At 65.1% G+C, this 22006-nt stretch carries 19 protein-coding genes; 9 read left to right on the forward strand and 10 right to left on the reverse strand.

Annotated elements, in window-relative coordinates:
- Window positions 1-80 precede the first annotated feature (80 nt).
- The 5 genes from CFY91_RS04135 (at window position 81) to CFY91_RS04155 (ending at window position 6854) form a co-directional block, all read left to right on the forward strand.
- Entirely contained in the window at window positions 81-1397 is a 1317-nt protein-coding gene (locus CFY91_RS04135; RefSeq protein ID WP_093985083.1) for an imelysin family protein, read from the forward strand.
- 76 nt (window positions 1398-1473) lie between these two features.
- Window positions 1474-2904: a di-heme oxidoreductase family protein gene (locus CFY91_RS04140; RefSeq protein WP_093985084.1), complete on the forward strand. Its 1431-nt coding sequence runs from the start codon at window positions 1474-1476 to the stop codon at window positions 2902-2904.
- A gap of 8 nt (window positions 2905-2912) precedes the next feature.
- Window positions 2913-3986 carry an imelysin family protein gene (locus tag CFY91_RS04145; protein WP_093985085.1) on the forward strand — a complete coding sequence of 358 codons (1074 nt, stop codon included), beginning with the start codon at window positions 2913-2915 and terminating at the stop codon, window positions 3984-3986.
- A 3-nt stretch (window positions 3987-3989) separates the two neighbouring features.
- Window positions 3990-5081, forward strand: a complete 1092-nt coding sequence (locus CFY91_RS04150) for a DUF1513 domain-containing protein (protein ID WP_165765297.1) — start codon at window positions 3990-3992, stop codon at window positions 5079-5081.
- A 141-nt stretch (window positions 5082-5222) separates the two neighbouring features.
- Complete coding sequence (locus CFY91_RS04155) at window positions 5223-6854, forward strand: methyl-accepting chemotaxis protein (protein ID WP_093985086.1); 1632 nt, start codon at window positions 5223-5225, stop codon at window positions 6852-6854.
- On the opposite strand, the gene CFY91_RS04160 is transcribed toward CFY91_RS04155, so the two are convergent.
- From CFY91_RS04160 to CFY91_RS04170, 3 genes are read right to left on the reverse strand one after another with little or no spacing between them, the layout of a single operon-like run.
- Window positions 6844-7605: an enoyl-CoA hydratase-related protein gene (locus CFY91_RS04160; RefSeq protein WP_093985087.1), complete on the reverse strand. Its 762-nt coding sequence runs from the start codon at window positions 7603-7605 to the stop codon at window positions 6844-6846. The two genes, CFY91_RS04155 and CFY91_RS04160, sit on opposite strands and share 11 nt — an antisense overlap.
- 50 nt (window positions 7606-7655) lie before the next feature.
- Entirely contained in the window at window positions 7656-8588 is a 933-nt protein-coding gene (locus tag CFY91_RS04165) for an iron-sulfur-binding ferredoxin reductase (protein ID WP_093985088.1), read from the reverse strand.
- Window positions 8578-9708, reverse strand: coding sequence for a GGDEF domain-containing protein (locus CFY91_RS04170; protein ID WP_165765298.1), 1131 nt, complete (start codon window positions 9706-9708; stop codon window positions 8578-8580). Before CFY91_RS04170 ends, CFY91_RS04165 begins: the two co-directional genes overlap by 11 nt.
- 218 nt (window positions 9709-9926) lie before the next feature.
- Between CFY91_RS04170 and CFY91_RS04175 the strand changes: the two genes are divergently transcribed.
- From CFY91_RS04175 to CFY91_RS04185, 3 genes are all read left to right on the forward strand, one after another.
- Window positions 9927-11450, forward strand: coding sequence for a fumarate hydratase (locus CFY91_RS04175; protein WP_093985089.1), 1524 nt, complete (start codon window positions 9927-9929; stop codon window positions 11448-11450).
- A gap of 81 nt (window positions 11451-11531) precedes the next feature.
- On the forward strand, window positions 11532-13535 hold the full coding sequence (locus CFY91_RS04180; protein WP_093985090.1) for a peptidase U32 family protein: 2004 nt from the start codon (window positions 11532-11534) through the stop codon (window positions 13533-13535).
- 24 nt (window positions 13536-13559) lie between these two features.
- Window positions 13560-13862: a hypothetical protein gene (locus CFY91_RS04185; RefSeq protein ID WP_093985091.1), complete on the forward strand. Its 303-nt coding sequence runs from the start codon at window positions 13560-13562 to the stop codon at window positions 13860-13862.
- 54 nt (window positions 13863-13916) lie between these two features.
- On the opposite strand, the gene CFY91_RS04190 is transcribed toward CFY91_RS04185, so the two are convergent.
- Window positions 13917-16199, reverse strand: coding sequence for a TonB-dependent receptor (locus CFY91_RS04190; protein ID WP_093985092.1), 2283 nt, complete (start codon window positions 16197-16199; stop codon window positions 13917-13919).
- A 98-nt stretch (window positions 16200-16297) separates the two neighbouring features.
- Entirely contained in the window at window positions 16298-16660 is a 363-nt protein-coding gene (locus CFY91_RS15980; protein WP_165765299.1) for a DUF2946 family protein, read from the reverse strand.
- Window positions 16661-16932: 272 nt separating this feature from the next.
- Between CFY91_RS15980 and CFY91_RS04200 the strand changes: the two genes are divergently transcribed.
- Window positions 16933-18135, forward strand: a complete 1203-nt coding sequence (locus tag CFY91_RS04200) for a GGDEF domain-containing protein (protein ID WP_093985094.1) — start codon at window positions 16933-16935, stop codon at window positions 18133-18135.
- A gap of 199 nt (window positions 18136-18334) precedes the next feature.
- Here the strand turns inward: CFY91_RS04200 and CFY91_RS04205 are convergent, their stop codons facing one another.
- From CFY91_RS04205 to CFY91_RS04225, 5 genes are all read right to left on the reverse strand, one after another.
- Window positions 18335-18649, reverse strand: a complete 315-nt coding sequence (locus CFY91_RS04205) for a ribbon-helix-helix domain-containing protein (RefSeq protein ID WP_229727176.1) — start codon at window positions 18647-18649, stop codon at window positions 18335-18337.
- A gap of 38 nt (window positions 18650-18687) precedes the next feature.
- Window positions 18688-19269 (reverse strand): DJ-1/PfpI family protein, encoded by a 582-nt coding sequence (locus CFY91_RS04210; RefSeq protein ID WP_093985095.1) that lies wholly within the window; start codon window positions 19267-19269, stop codon window positions 18688-18690.
- An 89-nt stretch (window positions 19270-19358) separates the two neighbouring features.
- A complete protein-coding gene (locus CFY91_RS04215) occupies window positions 19359-20531 on the reverse strand; it encodes a phospholipase D-like domain-containing protein (RefSeq protein WP_229727177.1) in 1173 nt (390 codons plus the stop codon).
- Entirely contained in the window at window positions 20528-20845 is a 318-nt protein-coding gene (locus tag CFY91_RS04220) for an amidase (RefSeq protein WP_093985097.1), read from the reverse strand. Before CFY91_RS04220 ends, CFY91_RS04215 begins: the two co-directional genes overlap by 4 nt.
- Window positions 20842-21954: a serine hydrolase domain-containing protein gene (locus CFY91_RS04225; RefSeq protein ID WP_093985227.1), complete on the reverse strand. Its 1113-nt coding sequence runs from the start codon at window positions 21952-21954 to the stop codon at window positions 20842-20844. The genes CFY91_RS04220 and CFY91_RS04225 overlap by 4 nt, the downstream gene beginning before the upstream one ends.
- Window positions 21955-22006 lie beyond the last annotated feature (52 nt).

The raw sequence follows: 22006 nt of genomic DNA on the forward strand, positions 1-22006 counted from the left end.
CAATAAATGCTTCTCAAAAATGCAAATCTTTCGCATTATATTGCGCACAGTAAAGCCACCCTACTCATAAGGATATCCCCATGCTGCGCACTCCCCTGGCAACCGCCAGCCTGCTGGCCCTCGCCATCACCCTTGCCGGATGCGGTGAAAGCCCGGCCCCGAGCACCCAGGCCGCGCCGACCGCGAACAGCGCCAGCTCGGCGCCCTTCGAGCAAGCGGCTGCGCAAGCCGTGGTCAAGCACTACGCCGACCTGGCCCTGGCAGTGTTCAGCGATGCCCACAGCACTGCACTCGCCCTGCAGCAAGCCATCGAGACCCTGCTCGCCGAACCAAATGAAGCCAATCTGCAGGCAGCACGCAATGCCTGGCTGGCCGCGCGCACCCCGTACATGCAAAGCGAGGTGTTCCGCTTCGGCAACCCGGTGGTCGACGACTGGGAGGGACAGCTCAACGCCTGGCCGCTTGACGAAGGCCTGATCGACTATGTTGCGGCCGGCTACGATCACGCCCAGGGCAATCCGGGCGCCACTGCCAACATCATCGCCAACCAGACCATCCAGGTCGGCGAAGACAGCCTGGATGTCAGCACCCTGACCCCGCAACTGCTGGCCAGCCTGAATGAGCTGGGCGGTTCGGAAGCCAACGTGGCGACCGGATACCACGCCATCGAATTCCTCCTCTGGGGCCAGGACCTCAACGGCAGCGCAGCCGGTGCCGGCAACCGTCCGGCCAGCGACTACGCGCAGGGTGAAGCCTGCAGCGGCGGCCACTGTGAACGCCGCGCCCAATACCTGCGCGCCGCCACCGAACTGCTGGTCAGCGACCTGGCGGAAATGGTCGGCCAGTGGCAAGCCAACCAGACCGGCAACTACCGCGCCAGCCTGGAAGCCGAACCGGCAGCCAATGGCCTGCGCAAGATGCTCTTCGGCATGGGCAGCCTGTCGCTCGGCGAACTGGCAGGCGAGCGTATGAAAGTCGCGCTGGAGGCACAGTCCACCGAAGACGAGCATGACTGCTTCAGCGACAACACACACAACTCGCACTACTACAACGCCAAGGGCGTGCAGAACGTCTACCTCGGCCAGTACCAGAAAGCCGACGGCAGCCTGCTGAGTGGCCCAAGCCTGGCCAGCCTGGTCGCCAAGATCGATGCGACCGCCGACCAGCAACTGCAGGCCGACCTGCAGGCGACCGACAAGGCCCTGCAGGCCATGGTCGACAGTGCCGAGCAAGGCCAACACTTCGATCAACTGATTGCCGCCGACAACAGCGCCGGCCAGCAGATCGTCCGTAACGCCATCGCCGCGCTGGTCAAGCAGACTGCATCCATCGAGCAGGCTGCCGCACGCCTGGGCATCAGCGACCTCAACCCGGACACCGCCGACCACAGTTTCTGATCCGTCGATAGGCCCTCACTCACCCCGCACCCGTAAGGGTTGCGGGGTGACTTGTTTCTGCTCAAGCGTGGTAACCATGAAACGCCCTGCCCTGTTGCGCCGCCCCATCTGGCTCGTATTGGTACTGCTCACCCCGCTGACGGCCTGCGAGCAAGCCGATCCCTTTGCCCAGGCCGAACCCGGCGAAGCCCTGTCTGGCGGCAGCACCTCGGTCAGCCAGCGCGACCACAACGCCTTTTCCCTGCCGTCGGCCAACCTGGCGCCTTCGCGACGCCTGGACTTCAGTGTCGGCAACAGCTTCTTTCGCAATCCATGGGTAATTGCCCCGGCTTCCACCACCGCTCGCGATGGCCTCGGCCCGTTGTTCAACACCAATGCCTGCCAGAACTGCCACATCAAGGACGGCCGCGGCCACCCGCCGGCCGCCAACGCCGAGCATGCTGTGTCGCTGCTGGTACGCCTGTCGATTCCGCCAGGCACTGCACAGGAACGCGCGCTGGCTGCTCGCCTGGGCGTGCTCCCCGAACCCAACTACGGTGGTCAGCTGCAGGATGTGGCGATTCCCGGCCACGCTCCGGAAGGTCGGGTACGCCTGAGCTACAGCCAGCAGACGGTGCGCTTCGCCGACGGCTTGCAGGTTGAACTACAGCAACCCGAGCTGCAGATCGATCGCCTGGGCTACGGCCCACTGCATCCCGACACACAGTTTTCCGTGCGCATCGCCCCGCCGATGATTGGCCTGGGTCTGCTCGAAGCCATCGACGCGCGCGACATTCTTGCCAACGCCGACCCCGACGACCGTAACGGCGACGGCATCAGCGGTCGCGCCAACCAGGTCTGGGATCACGCCCGCCAGGACTATGCCTTGGGCCGCTTCGGCTGGAAGGCCGGACAGCCAACCCTCAACCAGCAAAATGCCGATGCCTTTGCCAATGACATGGGCCTGACCACCTCGCTGATTCCCCATGACAACTGCAGCCCGAGCCAACAGGCCTGTCGCCAGGCGCCGCACGGCGGCGAGCCGGAAGTCAGCGACAACATCCTCGCCAAAGTCCTCTTCTACACACGCAACCTGGCCGTCCCGCAGCGTCGTGAGCCGGGCAGCGCCGAGGTACTGGCCGGCAAGCGCCTGTTCCACCAGGCCGGCTGCGCCAGCTGCCATACCCCCAGTTTCACCACGTCTCGCGACGCCGCCGAGCCGGAGCTGGCCGGACAGCGCATCTATCCCTACAGCGACCTGTTGCTGCACGATATGGGCGAAGGCCTGGCCGACCAGCGCAGCGAGTTTCTCGCCAACGGCCGTGAGTGGCGAACCACGCCGCTGTGGGGCATTGGCCTGACACACGCCGTCAGCGGTCACACGCGCTTCCTGCACGATGGTCGTGCGCGCAACCTGCTGGAGGCCATCCTCTGGCACGGCGGCGAAGCCCAGGCCGCCCGAGACCATGTCCTGACCTTCGATGCCAGCCAGCGTGCCGCGCTGCTGGCCTTCCTCAACTCGCTGTGAGAGTCACCATGCGCCCCCTCCATCTGTTCGTGCTCTGTTCCGCGCTGGGCCTCGTCGCCTGCAGCCCCAGCGACCCACGTCAGTCCGCCAGTGCCAGCCTGGCCAACGACATGCTGCTGCCGGCCTATCAGGCCTGGGCCAGCGCCAGCGCCCAGCTGCCGGTCAGTGCTCAGGCCCTCTGCGCTACGCCGCAGCCAGCGGACAATGCACTGCCACAGGCGCGCCAAGACCTGCAAACCGCGCAGCGCTCATGGGCAGCCCTGCAGCCTCTACAACTCGGCCCACTCAGCGAAGGCAACCGCGCCTGGCAGGTGCAGTTCTGGCCCGACAAGAAGAACCTGGTACGCCGTCAGGTGGAGAACCTGATTGACCAACACCCCGCACTGAGCCGCGCACAGCTGGAACGCGCCAGTGTCGTGGTACAGGGCCTGAGCGCCTACGAATACCTGCTGTTCGATAGCCAACTGGATCTCGCCCGCCCGGCTGACCGGCAGCGCTATTGCGCCCTGCTCGGCCATATCGCCGGACACCAACAACAACTGAGCGCGCAGATCCTCGCCGAACTGCAAGGCGAACAGGGTTTCCTCAAGCACCTGCAGCAGTTCCCCAACACACGCTTTGCCGAGGCCGACGAAGCGCTGGCTGAGCTGTTACGCGCCCAGGTCAACGGCCTGGATCTGCTCAAGAAGAAACTCGGTACCGCCATCGGCAAGCTCAGCAAGGGTATCCCGCAACCTCTGCAAGCCGAGTTCTGGCGCAGCCAGGCCAGCCTCGACAGCCTGGCAGCGGCCGTACACAGCGCCGAACAACTCTGGCAAGGCCAGGCGGATCAGGGTATCGCCAGCCTGCTCGACGACACCCAGCAACCGCTGCGTCAGCGCATTGACCAGGCCTATGCCGATATCCGCCAGCAACTGGCCGCGCTCCAGCAACCGCTCGACAAGCTGCTGAGCAACGACGCCGGGCGTGCCCAACTGGATGCGCTGTATGTCAGCCTGGATCGCCTGCACCGCCTGCAGGAACGCGACCTCGCCGGCGCACTGGGCATCCAGCTGGGCTTTAACGCCCACGATGGAGACTGAAACGTGCAACGCCGTACACTCCTCGGACTGGCCGCTGGCGGCATGGCCCTGGGCGGCCTGGCCAGCTGGCAATGGCTAGGTGGTCAGGCACCGCTGCTGTTGTCAGCCCGCGACGACAGCCAAGGTCGCCATTACGCCGTTGGCTATCGCCAGGACGGGCGCTGCCAATTCGCCACGCCGGTTGCCGAACGCTGTCATGACATCGCCGTGCACCCGCACTTGCCCCTGGCGCTGTTCGTCGGTCGCCGTCCCAGTCGCGCCAGCTACCTGATCGACACGCGCGACGGCCGTCTGCTGCAAACCCTGCACAGCGCCGCCGAGCGACACTTCCAGGGCCATGCGGTGTTCCATGGCGCGGGTGAGTGGCTGTACAGCTGCGAGAATGACACCGCCCAACCCGGTCGCGGGGTGATCGGCTGCTACCGGCTCGCCGAGGGTCGCCTGCAACGTGTTGGCGAGCACAGCAGCCATGGCGTGGGGCCACATCAGTTGCTCTGGCAAAACGACGGCGAAACCCTGGTGATCGCCAACGGCGGTATCCGCACCGAAGCCGACAGTCGCCAGGCAATGAACCTCGACGCCATGGATGCCAGCCTGGTGTTGCTGCAGCGTGACGGCCAACTGCTCTCCCATGAGCGCCTGGCCGATCAGCAAAACAGCATTCGCCACCTCGCCGTGGCCAGCGACGGCACCATCGTCTGCGGCCAACAGTTCATGGGCGCCGCAGAGCAGGCCGTGCCCTTGCTCGCGATCAAACGCCCCGGCCAGCTGCTGCGCGCCTTCACCATTGGCGAAGCACAGCGCCAGCTGATGAATCAGTACACGGCCAGCCTGGCCATCCACGATGAGCTGCGCCTGCTTGCCGTCACCGCCCCGCGCGGCGGACACTGCCTGCTCTGGGACCTGGACCGGGAAACGCTGCGCCTGAGCCTGCCGCTGGCCGACTGTGCCGGTATCACTGCCTGCACCGAAGGCTTCCTGGTCAGCACGGGACAGGGGCGTTGCCGCCTGCTGGACTGCCGCACGCCTACCCCGCGCGTCACGCCACTGAGCTTGCCCGCGGGCCTGTGGGACAACCATTGGCGAAGCGCTTGAGCACGACCGCACAACGCGTCAAAATTACCCCGTCAAACAGCCGTCGCAACGCGACGTCCGTGCGCTGTCACAAAAACGTAACACCTTCCTTTTTGCGGACTACTACCGTTTAGCTAGTCCCGCTATCACGAGTCTCTCACCATGTTCCTGCAACGCTCCCTGCGCGCCCAACTGCTGACGCTGATCAGCGTCGGTCTCCTGTTGACCCTGCTGATTTCCCTGGGCAGTTTTCGCGCGCTGTCGACCGGCATCGACAGCTACCGGCAACTGCTCGACGGCACCCAACAGATCGCCAATCGCGTGAATGCCGCCAACCTGGAGTTCAAGACCCAGGTACAGGAATGGAAGAACGTGCTGCTGCGCGGCGCCAACAGCGACAGCCACAGCAAGCACTGGAGCAGTTTCCAGGCACAGGAAGCCAAGGTGCAGCGCCTGCTTGGCGAAGCCGAGCAACTGGCCGCACGCCACGCCAGCCAGGCGTTACGCCAGCAGATTGAACAGCTGCGCAACGAGCACCAGCGCATGGGCCAGGCCTACCGCCAGGGTAACCAGGACTTTCTCGCCGCCAACGCCGATCACCTGGCCGGCGACCAGGCGGTGCGCGGCATCGACCGCGCCACCAGCGAGCAGATGGCCCAACTTAGCGAGCAGCTCAACCAGCAGGCCCTGCACGAAGCGGGGGAAATCAGCGCAGCCGCCGACCGCACGCACAGCATCGGCCTGGCGGTGCTGCTGCTGGCTAGCCTGCTCATCGGCCTGGCCTGCCTATGGCTGGTCAATCGCAATATCATCGCGCCAATTGCCCGGGTAATCAGGCATATCGACACCCTCAGCCAGGGACACTTCGGGCAACGCATCGACCTGCGTCGTGAAGACGAGCTGGGGCGCCTGGCAGACGCCGCCAACCGCCTGCGCGATTTCCTCGCCGACACCAGCAGCCAGTTACGCCACAGCAGCAGCGAACTGGACCTGTCCAGCAACGAGTTGCGCGCCATCGCCGGAATCATGAGCCAGGGCAGCCACGAACAATTCGAGCGCACCGACCAGGTGGCCACGGCCATGCATGAAATGTCTGCCACGGCACAGGAGGTGGCACGCCACGCCGGTGACGCGGCCCAGGCTGCCGACCAGGCGGACAGCTCGGCGCAACAGGGCCAGCAGGTCATGCGCGCGACCATTGCCACCATCAGCAGTGTCAGCGAGGAAATCACCGCCACCGCCGAGGTCATCCGCCGCCTGCAGGAAGACAGCAGCCGTATCGGCAAGGTGCTGGATGTCATCCGCGCCATTGCCGAACAAACCAATCTGCTGGCACTCAACGCCGCCATCGAAGCCGCCCGTGCCGGCGAGCAGGGTCGTGGCTTTGCCGTGGTCGCCGACGAAGTCCGCACCCTGGCGCAGCGTACGGCCGAGTCCACGGCGGAGATCAATCAGATCATCGACACCGTGCAACAGGGTGCGCTGAACGCGGTACGTGCCATCGAGAGCGGCCAGCAACGCAGCCAGGCCGGTGTGGAGCAGGTCAATGCCGCCGGCGGCATGCTGGAGCAGATTACCCAGGCGGTAGAAGCCATCCGCGACATGAACCGGCAGATTGCCACGGCGGCGGAGGAGCAGACCTCCGTGGCGGAAGACATTTCGCGCAACCTCACCGACATCACCGACATCGCCACGCGCAACCAACAGACGGTGCAGCGTACCGAACAGGCCAGCAGTCACCTGCATGAACTGTCAGCCGCGCTCAACGGACTGACGGCTCGGCTCAGCAGCTGACGGCCTGCTTGCGGCGCTGCAGGAACGCAAGCAATGCCGTGCGCGCCTCGGCAGACTGCAGGCGCTCGGCGAACAACCGTCCTTCTTCGTGAATGCGTGCACGCAAGGCTTCACGCTGCTCCGCACGCAATAGCTGGCGGCTCAGCGCAAGCGCCTGAGCAGGCTGCTCGGCCAGGCGCAGCGCCTGCTGGCGGGCATGCGCCAGGGTTTGCGGGCCATCGGCCAGCGCCGCATTGGCCAGGCCCCAGACGGCCGCCTGCTCACCACTGAAGGCCTCACCGAGCAACAACAAGGCATTGGCCCGTTGCATGCCGAGCAGGCGCGGCAAAATCAGGCTGGAACCATATTCTGGACATAGCCCAAGGGTGACAAAGGGCATCTGCAAGTAGGCATCGGCACTCACATAGACCAGATCGCAATGCAGCAATAGCGTCGTACCAATGCCCACCGCCGGCCCTGCCACGGCAGCCACGACCGGCTTGCCACAGTCGAACAGTGCGCGCATGAAATGAAAGACCGGGCTGTCCTCAGCCAGTGCGCCACCCTGCAAAAAGTCCTGCAGGTCATTGCCGCTGGTAAAGCACTGACTACCGCCGGTAAGCAAGATCACACGCACCTCAGGATTATCCTGGGCGGCATCCAGCGCGCTCGCCAGGGTGCTGTACATGGCGCGGGTCAGTGCATTCTTCTTGTCCGGGCGATGCAACTGCAGGGTCAGTACACCCTGCTCCAGATGCTGTTCTACGGCCATCGTGTCGGCTCTCCGAGGGCGCACGGGCAAACGCCGAGCCATGCAACAGCTCAGCGATGCTCGCGCCGGGTAAAGGTTTCCACCAGCAGTTGCTGGCGCGGCAGGCCGGCCATGAACAGCGTGCGGCACAGCGGCTCCAGGGACTCGGCAGCCCCGCAGACTAAGACCTGCGCCTGACGGGGAACAAGGCGCAATTGCGCCAGGACAGAAGGCAACTCGGCCGTGCAGGGCAAATGCACCTCAAGATTGCCGGCACGCTGCGCCAGCTCGGCCAACGACTCGGCCAGGTAATGGCTGTGTCGATCACGCGCCAGGTGGTAGAGCACCACAGGCCCGCTATGTCCGGCACGCAGCGCCTCACGCAGCACAGCCCAGAGCGGCGCCAGGCCGCTGCCGCTGGCCAGCAGGTAGAGTGGCTGCTGCTGCCATTGCCGGTCATAGTGCAGCGCGCCGCTACGCAACTGGCTGATGCGCAGGCGGTCACCGACCTGCCATTGGCGCAACCGGTCGGCGAAGGCTCCGGGACGATGGCCGGCAATATGCAGTTCCAGAAAGTCATCTTCCCCCGCCAGACTGGCCAGCGAATAGGGCCGCGCCAGGTGCTCGTCAGCCCACAGCAGCAGATGCTGCCCGGCGCTGTAGCGCAACGGCCGCTCCGTCTGCAGGCGCAGCCGCAACAACTCGCCAGGCAACCAGTCCAGCGCCTGCACCTGCACGCCCAGCGACTGCCCGACCAGCTCGCCTCGGCGCAACTGCAAGGGCTCGCGCACCCGACACTGGCAGGCCGGATACCAGCCTTCGGCCAGCCCCGGTGGCGGCGGACAGTCCGGCCGCCCCTGTACACACTGCACCAGACAGGCATAACACTGGCCGGCGCGGCAACTGAAGGGAATCGCCGCGCCCTGTCGATTCAGCGCATCCAGCAGGTTCTCCCCTGGTTCGGCGCTGAATCGCTGCTGGTCGAGGAACAGCTCAATCGACATGGCCGGCGGTCCACGCAGCCAGGCAGCGGTTGCGTCCCTCATGCTTGGCGCGGTACAGCGCCTGGTCCGCGGCATGCAACGCGCGATCCAGGTCATCGCCCGGCCCCAGCAGGGCCATGCCCGCCGACAGGCTGAGCCCCTGCACCGGCTGCTCCAGCGGTTCGGCCTGACTGAAGGCCAGGCGCAAGCGCTCGCAACAGGCGGTCAGGCGCTCGGCATCGCACTCAGGCAACAACAGAACGAATTCTTCACCACCGTAACGGGCCAGGATGTCGTGATCACGCAGGCAGACGCGCGCCACGGCGGCGAACGCCTGCAGGGCGCGATCCCCCGCAGCATGCCCATGCTGGTCATTGATGCGCTTGAAATGATCCAGATCGATCAGCGCCAGGCCCAGGCGCTGGCCAGGCTGCAAGGTCAGCAGCGCGCGCTCGGCCAGCTGCAGGAAATGCCGGCGGTTGTACAGCCCGGTCAGCTCGTCGGTAGCGGCCAGTTCCTCCAGCTGCTGCATCATCCCGCGCAGCGTATCGCGATGCGCCAGCAGGGCCGAACGGCGACGCATCATGCGCCGCCGCAGGTCCTGCACATACACGGCGAACAGGCTCAGCCAGAGCAGCAACACGCCCAGCACAGCGGTTTGCAACAGCGCCTGAGGCGCGCTGTCCAGTTGCAGGTGGTAGGCATCCCAGCCATTCATGCCGGCAAACAACAGCCAGGCCAGCGCCGCACAGCGGGCAAATACCCAGGGCCGTAGCTGAAAAGCGCCAAACAGCATGACCAGCGGGTAAATACCCAGCAAGGCGCCCCGGGCGGTCGGCACATGCCAGAGAAACAGACTCAACCAGGCCAGCGCCACCAGCACCTGGGCCTCGGTAAGACTGGGATCACAGAGTCGCTGGTTGATACCTGACAGGTAAAGACACAGGAAGACCAGCTGGCTCAACAGCAACAGCAGCAAATTGAGCGCCAAGGCCGGGCCATCGGCCTGATAGAGCCCCAGCGCATAGGCCAACAGCACCAGCAGGATCACCAGCGCATAACTGCCCAGCGCCATGGCAAAACGCTTGAGCAACAGGCGCTGCGAAGGCTGTCTGGCGTGCTCTGCAGTACGGCTGGACATGGGTTCCATCCCGGTCAGGTAATTCGGCCGACTGTACTCTTTGCCACCTGGCCTGACCAGAGGGACAGGCTTTGTCCTATCCGGGCAATTAACGCAACGTATAAGGCCATAGCACCCTGACAGCGGTTATACTGCCGGCCCTTCGCATTCAGCACTGCGCCGGGTCGTGGTCCGGCGTTTCCTACAGATGTTCCCGTTCATAGAGGAGCGCGCCCAGCATGACCGTGATCAAGCAAGACGACCTGATCCAGAGCGTCGCCGACGCCCTGCAGTTCATCTCCTACTACCACCCCGTCGACTTCATCCAGGCCATGCACGAAGCCTACCTGCGTGAAGAGTCGCCGGCGGCCAAGGATGCCATGGCGCAGATCCTCATCAACTCGCGCATGTGTGCCACCGGCCACCGGCCGATCTGCCAGGACACCGGCATCGTCACCGTGTTTATCAAGGTCGGCATGGACGTGCGCTGGGACGGTGCCACCCTGAGCGTCGACGACATGATCAACGAGGGCGTGCGCCGCGCCTACAATCTGCCGGAGAACGTCCTGCGCGCCTCGATCCTGGCCGACCCGGCCGGTGCCCGCAAGAACACCAAGGACAACACCCCGGCGGTGATCCACTACGCCATCGTCCCCGGTGACAAGGTAGAAGTGGACGTCGCGGCCAAGGGCGGCGGCTCCGAGAACAAGTCGAAGATGGCCATGCTCAACCCGTCCGATTCGATCGTCGACTGGGTACTCAAGACCGTACCGGAAATGGGCGCCGGCTGGTGCCCGCCGGGCATGCTCGGCATCGGTATCGGCGGCACCGCGGAGAAAGCCGCGGTAATGGCCAAGGAAGTGCTGATGGAGCACATCGACATCCACGAGCTGAAGGCCCGCGGTGCGCAGAACCGCATCGAGGAACTGCGCCTCGAACTGTTCGACAAGGTCAACCAGCTGGGCATCGGCGCCCAGGGCCTGGGCGGCCTGACCACCGTGCTCGACGTGAAGATCATGGACTACCCGACCCACGCCGCCTCGCTGCCGGTGTGCATGATCCCCAACTGCGCCGCCACCCGCCACGCGCATTTCGTGCTCGACGGCTCGGGCCCGGCTGAACTGACCCCGCCGCCGCTCGACGCCTACCCGGACATCACCTGGGAAGTCGGTGCCGGCGTGCGCCGGGTCAACCTCGACAGCGTCACGCCCGAGGAAGTACAGACCTGGAAAACCGGCGAGACAATCCTGCTCTCCGGCAAGATGCTCACCGGCCGCGACGCCGCGCACAAGCGCATGGTCGACATGCTCAACAAGGGTGAAGCGCTGCCGGTGGACCTCAAGGGCCGCTTCATCTACTACGTCGGCCCGGTCGATCCGGTCGGCGACGAAGTGGTCGGCCCGGCCGGCCCGACCACCGCCACGCGGATGGACAAGTTCACCCGGCAAATCCTCGAAAGCACCGGCCTGCTGGGCATGATCGGCAAGTCCGAGCGCGGCCCGATTGCCATCGAGGCGATCCGCGACAACAAGGCGGTGTACCTGATGGCTGTCGGCGGCGCCGCCTACCTGGTCGCCCAGGCGATCAAGAAGTCCCAGGTGCTGGCCTTCCCCGAGCTGGGCATGGAAGCGATCTACGAGTTCGAAGTGAAGGACATGCCGGTCACCGTGGCCGTCGACAGCAACGGCGAGTCCGTGCATATCACCGGCCCGGCCATCTGGCAGAAGAAGATCCACGACAGCCTGGCTGTCGAGATCAACTGAGCCTGAAGCCCCACAGCCCCGGCCTGCCTATGCAGGCCGGGGCTATTATTTTCTGTTCCTTTTCGACTAGTCGTCTCCGCCATGTCCCTACCCGCGCATCATCTCGAACTGCTCAGTCCGGCCCGCGATGTCGGCATTGCCCGCGAAGCCATCCTGCACGGTGCCGATGCCGTATACATCGGCGGCCCCAGCTTCGGCGCGCGGCACAATGCCAGCAATACGGTCGGCGAGATCGCCGAACTGGTGGGTTTTGCCCATCGCTTCCATGCGCGGGTGTTCGTCACCCTCAATACCATCCTGCATGACGATGAACTGCCGGGCGCCCAGCAGCTGATCCGCCAGCTTTACGATGCCGGGGTGGATGCGCTGATCGTCCAGGACATGGGCGTCATGGAACTGGACATTCCGCCTATCGAAATCCATGCCAGTACCCAGTGCGATATCCGCAGCCTGGACAAGGCCAGGTTCCTCTCTCAGGCCGGCTTCTCGCAGATCGTCCTGGCCCGCGAACTGAACCTCCAGGAAATCCGCAGCATCAGCGAAAACGTCGATGCCACCGTCGAGTTCTTCATCCACGGTGCGCTGTGCGTGGCCTTCTCCGGCCAGTGCAACATCTCCCACGCGCAAACCGGACGCAGCGCCAATCGCGGTGACTGTTCGCAGGCCTGCCGCCTGCCCTACACCCTCAAGGACGAACAGGGCCGGGTGGTCGCTTTCGAGAAGCACCTGCTATCCATGAAGGACAACAACCAGACCGCCAACCTGGCCGACCTGGTGGACGCGGGCGTGCGCTCCTTCAAGATCGAGGGGCGCTACAAGGATGTCGGCTACGTGAAGAACATCACCGCCCACTATCGCCGCGAGCTGGATGCCATCCTCGAACAGCGCCCGCACCTGTGCCGCGCTTCCAGTGGCCGTACCGAGCACTTCTTCCGCCCGGATCCGGACAAGACCTTCCATCGTGGCAGCACTGACTATTTCGTACGCGACCGGCTGATCGACATCGGTGCCTTCGACTCGCCCACCTTCACCGGCCTGCCGGTCGGCCAGGTGGAGAAGGTCGACAAGCGCACGCTGGTCGCCGTCACCGATACCCCGCTGGCCAACGGCGACGGCCTGAACGTGCTGATCAAGCGCGAAGTGGTGGGCTTTCGCGCCAATGTGGTGGAACTGCTCGACAGCTTCGAGGAAGACGGCCAGCCACGCCTGCGCTACCGCATCGAGCCCAATGAGCTGCCCGCCGCGCTGAGCCGCCTGCGTCCGCTGCACCCGCTCAACCGCAACCTCGACCATAACTGGCAGCAGGCCCTGCTCAAGCCTTCCGCCGAGCGGCGGGTGGCCGTGCACTGGCAACTGCTCGTCCAGGCAGACCACCTGGAGTTGCAGGTCAGCAGCGAGGAAGGCATCACCGCCAGTGCTCAGCTGAGTGGCGCCGTAGTCGCCGCCAACAACGCCGAACAGGCGCACGAGCAACTCTGCGACACGCTGAGCAAGCTGGGCACGACCCTCTACTACAGCCGCGGCGTACAGCTGCAGGGTGACCTCGTGCCGTTCATCCCCGGCTCGCAACTCAAGGCGCTGCGCCGCGATGCCATCGCCGCCCTGGATGCCGCACGCCTGCAGGCGCACCCGCGCGGCACGCGCAAGCCGGTCAGCGTACCGCCGCCGGTGTACCCGCACAGCCACCTGACCTTCCTGGCCAATGTCTACAACGCCAAGGCGCGCGCCTTTTACCAACGCTACGGGGTACAGCTGATCGATGCGGCCTACGAGGCCCACGAGGAAAGCGGCGAAGTGCCGGTGATGATCACCAAGCACTGCCTGCGCTTCTCCTTCAACCTGTGTCCCAAGCAGGCCAAGGGCGTCACCGGCGTACGCACCAAGGTGGAACCCATGCAGCTGGTGCATGGCGACGAAGTGCTGACCCTCAAGTTCGACTGCAAACCGTGCGAGATGCACATCATCGGCAAGATGAAAGGACATATCCTGCAGCAACCGCCGCCCGGCAGTGCTGCCGGTCAACGGCATATCGTTGGGCAGATCACCCCGGAAGAGCTGCTCAAGACCATTAGACGCAACCCCTGACAAGGCGCAAGGCAAGGAGGCCATATGCTCGGCTGGTGGATAGTGATTTACCCGGAAACCGGCACGATACCGGAACACACCCTGGCCAGCTGGGAAAGCGGCCTGGGTGGCCTGGATTGGCTGCGTCCGCTACTCGACAGTGGTCACGCCAGCCAGTTGCAGGGCAACGGCTACCCCAATCGCTATCGCCTGGCGGCGCACGCCGTACTGCCCCTGTTGCAGGCGGGCGCCCCGGGCAAAGGCCCGCTCAGCAGCTACCATCCAGAGCGCGTGGCAGCCTGCCAGCCCGAGCAGTGGCTGATTGTCGAAGCCTGGGACCAATCCTGAGCACAGTCCGCGTATCGCCCGATCCACCTGGCGCTACGCGGACGGCGCAGCGGCTTAGAAGCTCAGGTTGAAGCCGGTGTAGACGGAACGGCCCATACCCGGCACTGCCGTGCCCCAGGCGGGGCCCATGGTCATCGACATGGTGCGGCCCTGGGCGGTGTAGGCGCCACCGGTCGGCAGGTAGTAGAACTTGTCGGCCAGGTTCTCCACTCCGAAGTCGACCCGCAGGTTGTCCCAACGATGGCTCAGGCGCAGGTTGAACAGGGTGTAGCCGGGCGTCTGGATTTCGTTGCGCAAGTCGGAACCGTCGTTCTTGGCCTGCACGCTGACCATTTCCAGGCTGTTGCTCCAGTTGCCGAGTTGCTGCGTCAAGGCCAGGGTGGTGTTGAGCGGCATGATGTTGTACAGCTGATCGCCGGTTTCGCGGTTCTTGCCGTTGCTGTAGTTGATCACCCCTTCCAGGCCCCACTGACCAAGCTCGTTGCGCAGCAGCGGCATGCGCCCGGCGATGTCTACGCCATAGATGCGCGCCGACTGGTTGGCATATTGCAGCACGTTGAACTGGTTGGGCGTCACGGTCGCGCCGGGCAGTGCCACGGCATCCACGAAATCGTTGACGCGGGTATAGAACGGCGTGACCTTCAGTTCGTGGCTACGGTCTGCGCTGTGCCAGTCGAAGGTCACCGAGGCAATATGCGCCGCTTCCGGCTTGAGATCGACATCACCGACATAGCCATTGCCGTCGCCGACGAAGTTGTTCATGGTCGCCGCCATCGGCCAGCTCGACCAGGTGTAGCGCTCATACAGGTTGGGCGAGCGCACCTTGCGTGCCACACCAAATTCCAGGTCCAGGTTGGCACTGTGGTTGTAGCGGGCCAGGGCAGTGAAATCCCAGTTGTTGTCGCGCTGGCTGCGGTCGCTGGCATTGAAGGCCGCTGCTTCGGGAATCTGGTTGCCTTGCGCACCACCGTAGCCATGCACCTCACTGGCATCCGTGGCGACATGCTCGAAGCGCAGGCCTACCAGGGTCAGCCAGGCCGGATTGACCTGCTGCTCCCACTCGCCGAACAGTGCCAGGCGATCGCGCTGACCATCGTTGATGTTCTCGAAGGTACCCGGCCACATGCTGCCACCGGAGGCCGGCCAGTAGTCGTTGAGGCGATAACGCTGGTATTCGCTACCCACGCGCAGCAGGTCGCTGGCGCTCAGCTCGATATTCGCCTTGATACTCGCGCCCAGGGTCTTGCCTTCACTTTCCATGGGCATGCCGGCAGCACAGGTCGTGCCGATCGGCCCACAGGGGCGGCTGTCCGTGGAACCCGGCACCATGGATTGCATGCCGTACCAGAAGCGCTTGTCCGGACCGAAATCCATCTCGTGCTCGACCTTCTCGTGGTAGACCTGGGTCTCCAGGCTGCCCCAGGCGAACTGGCTCAGGTAGCGCAGGTTGATGCGCTCCTGGGTGTTGTCGGTCATGTCCATGCGCTGGTTGGGGAACAGCTCCTGCGGCACGTGCTGGTAGCCCAGGGTCAGTTCCAGCAAGTCTTCACCCAGCTTGTAGGCCAGGCCGAGTTCATGGTCACGGCGCTCGAAGGCGGTGGAGGCCACCTCGTCCAGCCCGGCCCCCTCGCCCAGGCGCCCGGTGGCGCGGCTGTTCTTGAACTTGCCACCCGCCGTGTAGTTGTTGGCCTTGCTGTAGCTGCCGGCATAGCGGATGTGGAACTGCTCGGTGGCATGCAGCGCCGAGAAATTGCCGCCTCGCGCATCATTGTTGCTGCGATAGAAGCCACCCACCTCGCCCTTGCTCAGGCTGGCGGCGCCCGGCGCGGCAAACTCCGGGGCCACACGGTCGGCGATGATGGTACCGCCAATGCTGTCGCCGCCCACGCTGACCGGGCTGATCCCGGCGAATACCTGCAGTTTGCCGAGGTTGCTCGGCGCAACATAGGACAGCGCCGGGTTCATATGGTTGGGGCAGGAGGCAATCAGGTCCATGCCATCCACCTTGACGCGCAGGCGGTCGTTACCCAGCCCGCGAATCGCCGGCAGGCTGGAGATGCCCCCCGCACCGTTCAGGCTGACGCCCGGTGTGCCGCGCAGCAGGCTGGCCGTATCACTGGTGCTTGGCGCAAGGCTACGCAGGCTTTCCTGGCTGACCTGGCGGGCGCCCAGTTCATCCGCGGCAGCCTCGATCAGCGTGGCATCCAGTTCGGCGGAAGCCATCTGATGATGGGCGTGGGGATCCTGGTTGGCGGCTTCTACCGCCAGGGCCAAGGGGCTGAGCAACATCAGCAGGGCGGCACAGGCCTGCTTTTCGATACGCAGAGAGCGGGACATAAAAGGTATTCCTGAACAAAGACAAGACAACGGCACGCCACGGTCAAGCACCGTGGCCTCATGGCCGGCAAGCAGCATGTGCAGCCGTGCTGCACGGTTCAGGCATACGGTGGGGCACGGGTCAGGGCACCGGGGAACACCGGGCTGCCCTGGACTACCAGGGTACGCGTGCAGAGCGCTGCCTCGACGGCGGGCAGCGGGGCCGGCAGGGGTAGCTGGGCACTGGTCAGGGCGGGCGACTGCAACAGCAGGGTGCAGTAGCCACACTTGGCCCAGTCCATGTGCGCCTGAGCCGGTTGCGTGGGCGCCTCATGGCCTTCCGCACAGCTCAGTTCACTCAGCCAGGCCGGAGCACTGGTGGTTTGCGCAAGGCTCTGCCCCAACAACGGGCCGACCAGCAGCAACAGCATGGCCACCAGGCCAAGCCAGCTTGCCGTGCGGCGTCGTTGCAAATAGGTCAAGGGCAGGTTCCCGAGCAGGCTACAAGGTTTATGGCGACGGCATGCTAGCGCACGCCTGCCGTCGCACCGACTGAGACAGATGGTCGCAGGGCCGCCTGCAAACACGCGGCAATGCCCGTGGTTACTGGGCCTCGGCAACTGTCTGCGGCGCAGCATAGCCTCTCGCCGCGCGCAGGCTTCATGATCCATATCAGGATTTCCTGGCATACCCGGCAGGATACTGGCAGGGTGCCGGTAGCAGGACGCTGCCGGATAGCGCGTGCGAGAACACCATGAAAGTCCTCTTCGACTCCCTGAGCCGCCGCCTGGGTAGCCTGCTGCCTGGCGAGCTGCTGCCCAGTGAATTGCCGCAACTGCTCTCCCCGGCCCGTCACTCCCTGCTGCTCGACCAGCGGCGGGCGACCATGATCGTCAACCGTGTGCGTCTGTTTGCCCTGCTGTTCGCCGTGCTGACACCGCTCTGGGCAGTGATCGACATCATGGTCTTCGACTTCGCTCTGTGGTCGGGCCTGGCACTGTTCCGTCTGCTGGCCAGCAGCGCCTTTGTCTGTCTGCTGCTGTTCTATCGCCCCAGCGGCGATCTGTTCGATGCCTACCGGGCCATTACGCTACTGTTTGCCATTCCCACGCTGTTCTACGTGGCCTCGCACACGTTGCTCGGCACCCACCAGCTCAGCGAGTTTTCCGCTGCCGTGGCCACCGGCTATGCCTTCCTGCCTTTTGTGCTGATGGCCGGGCTGGCCATCTTCCCGCTCAGCCTGCAGGAAAACCTCGCCCTGGCCAGCCTGCTGCTGCTCGCCCAGGGATTGGCCGGCTACCTGGGCTGGTCCACCCTCAACTGGCCTTCCTATGCCGGGGGGTTCTGGCTGCTGATCCTCATTGCCGGGGTAACCGCCCTGGCCAGCATGAGCCAGCTGGCCTTCATGATCACCCTGGTTCGCCAGGCCATCCACGATCCGCTGACCGGTATCCTGTCACGTGGCAGCGCCGAAGAAATCCTCGACCTGCATTGGGCCTGTGCCCAACGCAACGCAGCGCCGCTGAGCCTGGCGTTCATCGACCTGGATCATTTCAAGGCAATCAACGATCACTTTGGCCACGAAGCAGGCGATCGCACCCTGTGCGACTTTGCCAGCCACCTGCAGGCTCAGTTGCGCGACTCCGACAGCCTGCTGCGCTGGGGCGGCGAAGAGTTCCTGCTGGTCATGCCCAATACCGACCTGGCGCAGGCTCGCCTGGCCCTGCAGCGCCTGCAACAGCGCGGTTTTGGCCGACGCCCGGACGGCCAGGCACTGACCGCCAGCATCGGCCTGGCCGAACGTCTGCATGACCATGCCTCCGACTGCCGGAGCTTGCTGGAGCTGGCCGACCGGCGCATGTACCTGGCCAAACAGGGCGGCCGCAACCAGGTCTGTGGCCACCATGCACACAGCGCCTGGCAGCCGGCCAACCTGCTGGAGGAACGCGAGCCCTGAAGGCTATTGGCTTTTACCAATCGCCGGCATAGGCACAATCGAATTCCGTACCGGCGCGGCACAGACCATCATCGCCCCCACAGAAAAACGCACACCCCGGGGGAATGACCATGAAACTGTTGCACCGCCTGCTACTCTCCGCCCAGCCACGCCCGGCGAACAGCAGCAAGAACACGGAGCATCCGAATTTCTGGATGTATCAGTGAGGCACACCGCGTAACCGGCCCGGCGCTGCGCTTGGCGCCACGCTGTGGGCCGGCTGGCGGAGAAAACGCATACAGCTGACGCGCAGGAAGGAAGCGAAGTTGACCACCTCGCCGCGATAGTCCATGACCTCGTCATACAGCTTGCTGATCAGCTGATTGGTGGTCATGCCATCGCTGGCGGCAATCTCCGCGAGGATGTCCCAGAACTGGTTTTCCAGACGCAGCGTGGTCACCACACCGCGAATACGCAGTGAGCGCGAACGCGATTCGTAGAGAATCGGATCGGCTTTGACATACAGCTCGCACATCGCCTTCTCCCGCCTGCCAGAACCGGCAGTCTAAAGCCTTACAGAGTAATCCGTGCACCGAGCAGGGCAACGAAACGCGCCAGCCATTGCGGGTGTGCCGGCCAGGCCGGTGCACTGACCAGATTGCCCTGCACATGCGCCTGGTCAACGGCAATCTCCACATAACGGCCACCGGCCAGACGCACTTCGGGAGCACAGGCTGGGTAGGCACTGCATTCGCGCCCGTTGAGGATACCCGCGGCGGCCAGTAGCTGCGCGCCGTGGCACACCGCGGCGATGGGTTTGCCGGCCTGATCGAAGGCGCGCACCAGCGCCAGCACCTGCTCGTTGAGGCGCAGGTATTCCGGCGCACGACCACCCGGCACCAGCAGGCCGGCGTAGTCCTCGGCGCGCACCTGGGCAAAGTCGTGGTTGAGCACGAAGTTGTGCCCGGGCTTCTCGCTGTAGGTCTGGTCGCCTTCGAAGTCATGGATGGCGGTACGCACAAACTGCCCGGCCTGCTTGCCGGGGCACACCGCATGCACGACGTAGCCGAGCATCTGCAGGGCCTGGAAGGGCACCATGGTTTCGTAGTCTTCGGCGTAGTCGCCAACCAGCATCAGCAGTTTCGGCGCAGTCATGACAGCACTCCTATGGGTTCGATGAGCCGCCAGTATCCGCGCTCGGTGCCCGCTGCGGGTAACAGCCGGATACTACCGAAGCGGCTATTTCAGCGACGACGGTCCAGCAGGTTGACCAGCAGACGGTCCAGCCAGCCCCACAGGCGCTGACGCAGGCGCACCAGCAAGGGCCGCGCCCGCCAGCTTGCCTGGTCGATTTCCAGGCTGTGCCGGAAGTCTTCGACAAAGCAGTCGGCCACCGCCTGCGCCAGGCCGGGATCGAGGCTTTCCAGATTGGCCTCAAGGTTCCAGTACAGGTTCCAGTGATCAAAATTGCAGGAACCCACGCTCACCCAGTCATCAACCAGCACCTGTTTGAGGTGCAGGAAACGCGGCTGATACTCGAAAATCCGTACCCCGGCGCGCAGCAACTGAGGGTAGTAGCGCTGCCCGGCATAGCGCACCGGCGGATGGTCGGTGAGCCGCCCGGTCAGCAACAGACGCACTTCGACGCCGCGCCGTGCCGCCTGGCGCAATGCGCGGCGCACCTTGCGACTGGGCAGGAAATAGGGGGTGGCCAGCCAGATGCGCTGCCGGGCACGGGCCAGCTGCCCCAGCAGCGACTGGACGATATCGCGCTGCTGGCGGGCATCGGCAAACGCCAGGCGGGCCATGCCCAAGCCCAGCAGCGGGCGTGGTGGCAGGCTACCCGCACGCTGACGCTGCGACTGTCGCCAGGGCAGCGCGCCGGCCTGGCAGGCTGACCAGCAGCGCTCGAACAATTGCTGACAGTCCGCCGCCAGCGGGCCTTGTACCTGCACCATCACCTCATGCCAGGGACTCGTGGCGCTGGGCGGATGCCAGAAGGCATCGGTCGCCCCGCTGCCGCCGATGAAGGCGCACTGACGATCCACCACCAGCAGCTTGCGGTGGTCGCGGTGCAGGTTGCGCCAGCCGGCACGCCAGCGCAGCGGGTTATAGCGCTGCAGTTCAACCCCGGCTTCGCTCAGGCGCTGCGCCGGCAAGGCCCCCAGCGCCAGGCTGCCAAAACCGTCGAACAGGCAACGCACGCGTACTCCGCGTCGTGCCGCCTGGCACAACGCGGCTTCCAGAGCCGCCCAGCAGCTGCCGGGCTCCACCAGATAGAGTTCCAGTGCCACCTGCTGGCGCGCCGCGGCAATCGCCGCGAGCAGCCGCGGAAAAAAGCACTCGCCATCCACCAGCAATTCGCAGCGATTGCCGGCACGCCAGGGAAACAACCGGCTGTCCGGCAGGCCCGTCACTCGGCGCTCCAGGCTTCCAGCCGGCAGCCTTCGCGCGGCCCCCGCCATTGCGCGGCATGGCGCTGACCCAGGCCATAGGCCACCACACGGCGCGCCTGCGGCTCATCGAGCAGACGTTGCAGCGGCAACCACTGGCGCACATAGGCCTGGCAGTCGCTCATCGAGCGCTGCATGACATAACGGCAGGAACAGTACTCCTTGGCCGCATAGGACGGCAGGATGTGCGCAAAGGCGCCCAGGTGTTCGCGCTGGCTCCAGGCCAACAGCCCCAGCAGCACACCCAGCAGCAGAATGACCTTGAGCAGCGTTTTCATGGGTGCTCCTGCGGCGCGCTGAAGGCGGCACGCACCAGGGCCAACAGCTGGTTATGGCTGAAACGGCCATCCCGGTCATCGGCAAAGCGCACCACGACCAGCCCTTCGCTGGGCACCACATAGAGCGCCTGCCCCCAATGCCCCAGCGCCGCAAAGGTGTCTGCCGGGGCATCCGCCCAGGGCCGCGCCGACTGCCCGGCAGGCGGCCGGTTGAGCCACCAGTGCGCGCCCGGCAACGGCGCGCCGGGCGCCTGCTGACTGGCCTGGTAGCCGGCAAAGGGGCTGAGGACAAAATCCACCCAGGCTGGGTCGATCAGCTGGCGATTCACCCAGCGCCCCTGGCGCTGCATGAGCAGGCCGACCCGCGCCAGGTCGCGGGCACTCAGGTAAGCATAGGAGGACGCCACGAAGCGCCCCTGTCCATCGCGCTCCCACACCGCCGAACGAATGCCCAGTGGCTCGAACAGGGCCCGCCAGGGGTAATCGGCATAGGCGCTGCCAAGCATCTGCTGCAGTGCGGCGCTGAGCACATTGCTGTCGCCACTCGAATAGTTGAAGCGTGTACCGGGCGCTGCCGCGGCATCGCGCGCGGCGACAAAGCCAGCCATGTCGTTGCGCCCGCGCGTATACAGCATGGCCACCACGGACGAGCGCAAGGGAGCGAATTCGTAGTCTTCCTGCCAGTCCAGCCCGGACGCCCAGTTCAACAAGTGGCCCATCTTGACCTGCGGGTGGGCAGCAAAGGGCGGGTAATGCTGCTGCACCGGATCATCCAGACGAAAACGCCCCTCGCTCCAGGCCACGCCCAGCACGCTAGCCATCAGGCTCTTGCTCACCGACCAGCTCAACTGCGGGATGTCCGCACCGCCACCGGCGGCATAATGTTCGAACACTACCCGGCCATCACGCACCACCAGCAGGGCGTTGCTGCGCACGCCCTGGCGGGTGGTTTCGTCACGCGGCGCAAAGGCGTAAGCCTGCAACGCTGCCAGGCGTTGATCGGCCACCACGGGCTGCACCTGCCAGTCCGGCACAGGCCATACCTCCTCTGCCCAAGCCGGCGAAACCAGCAGCAACAGCCCGCAGATTCCCCGCAGAACACCACGCATGCGCCACCCCGAGCCGCCGAATACCCGGCCCAGCACAGCAGCGCACCGTGAC

Origin of the sequence: Pseudomonas fluvialis, assembly GCF_002234375.1 — a bacterium.
GTDB classification, from domain to species: domain Bacteria; phylum Pseudomonadota; class Gammaproteobacteria; order Pseudomonadales; family Pseudomonadaceae; genus Aquipseudomonas; species Aquipseudomonas fluvialis.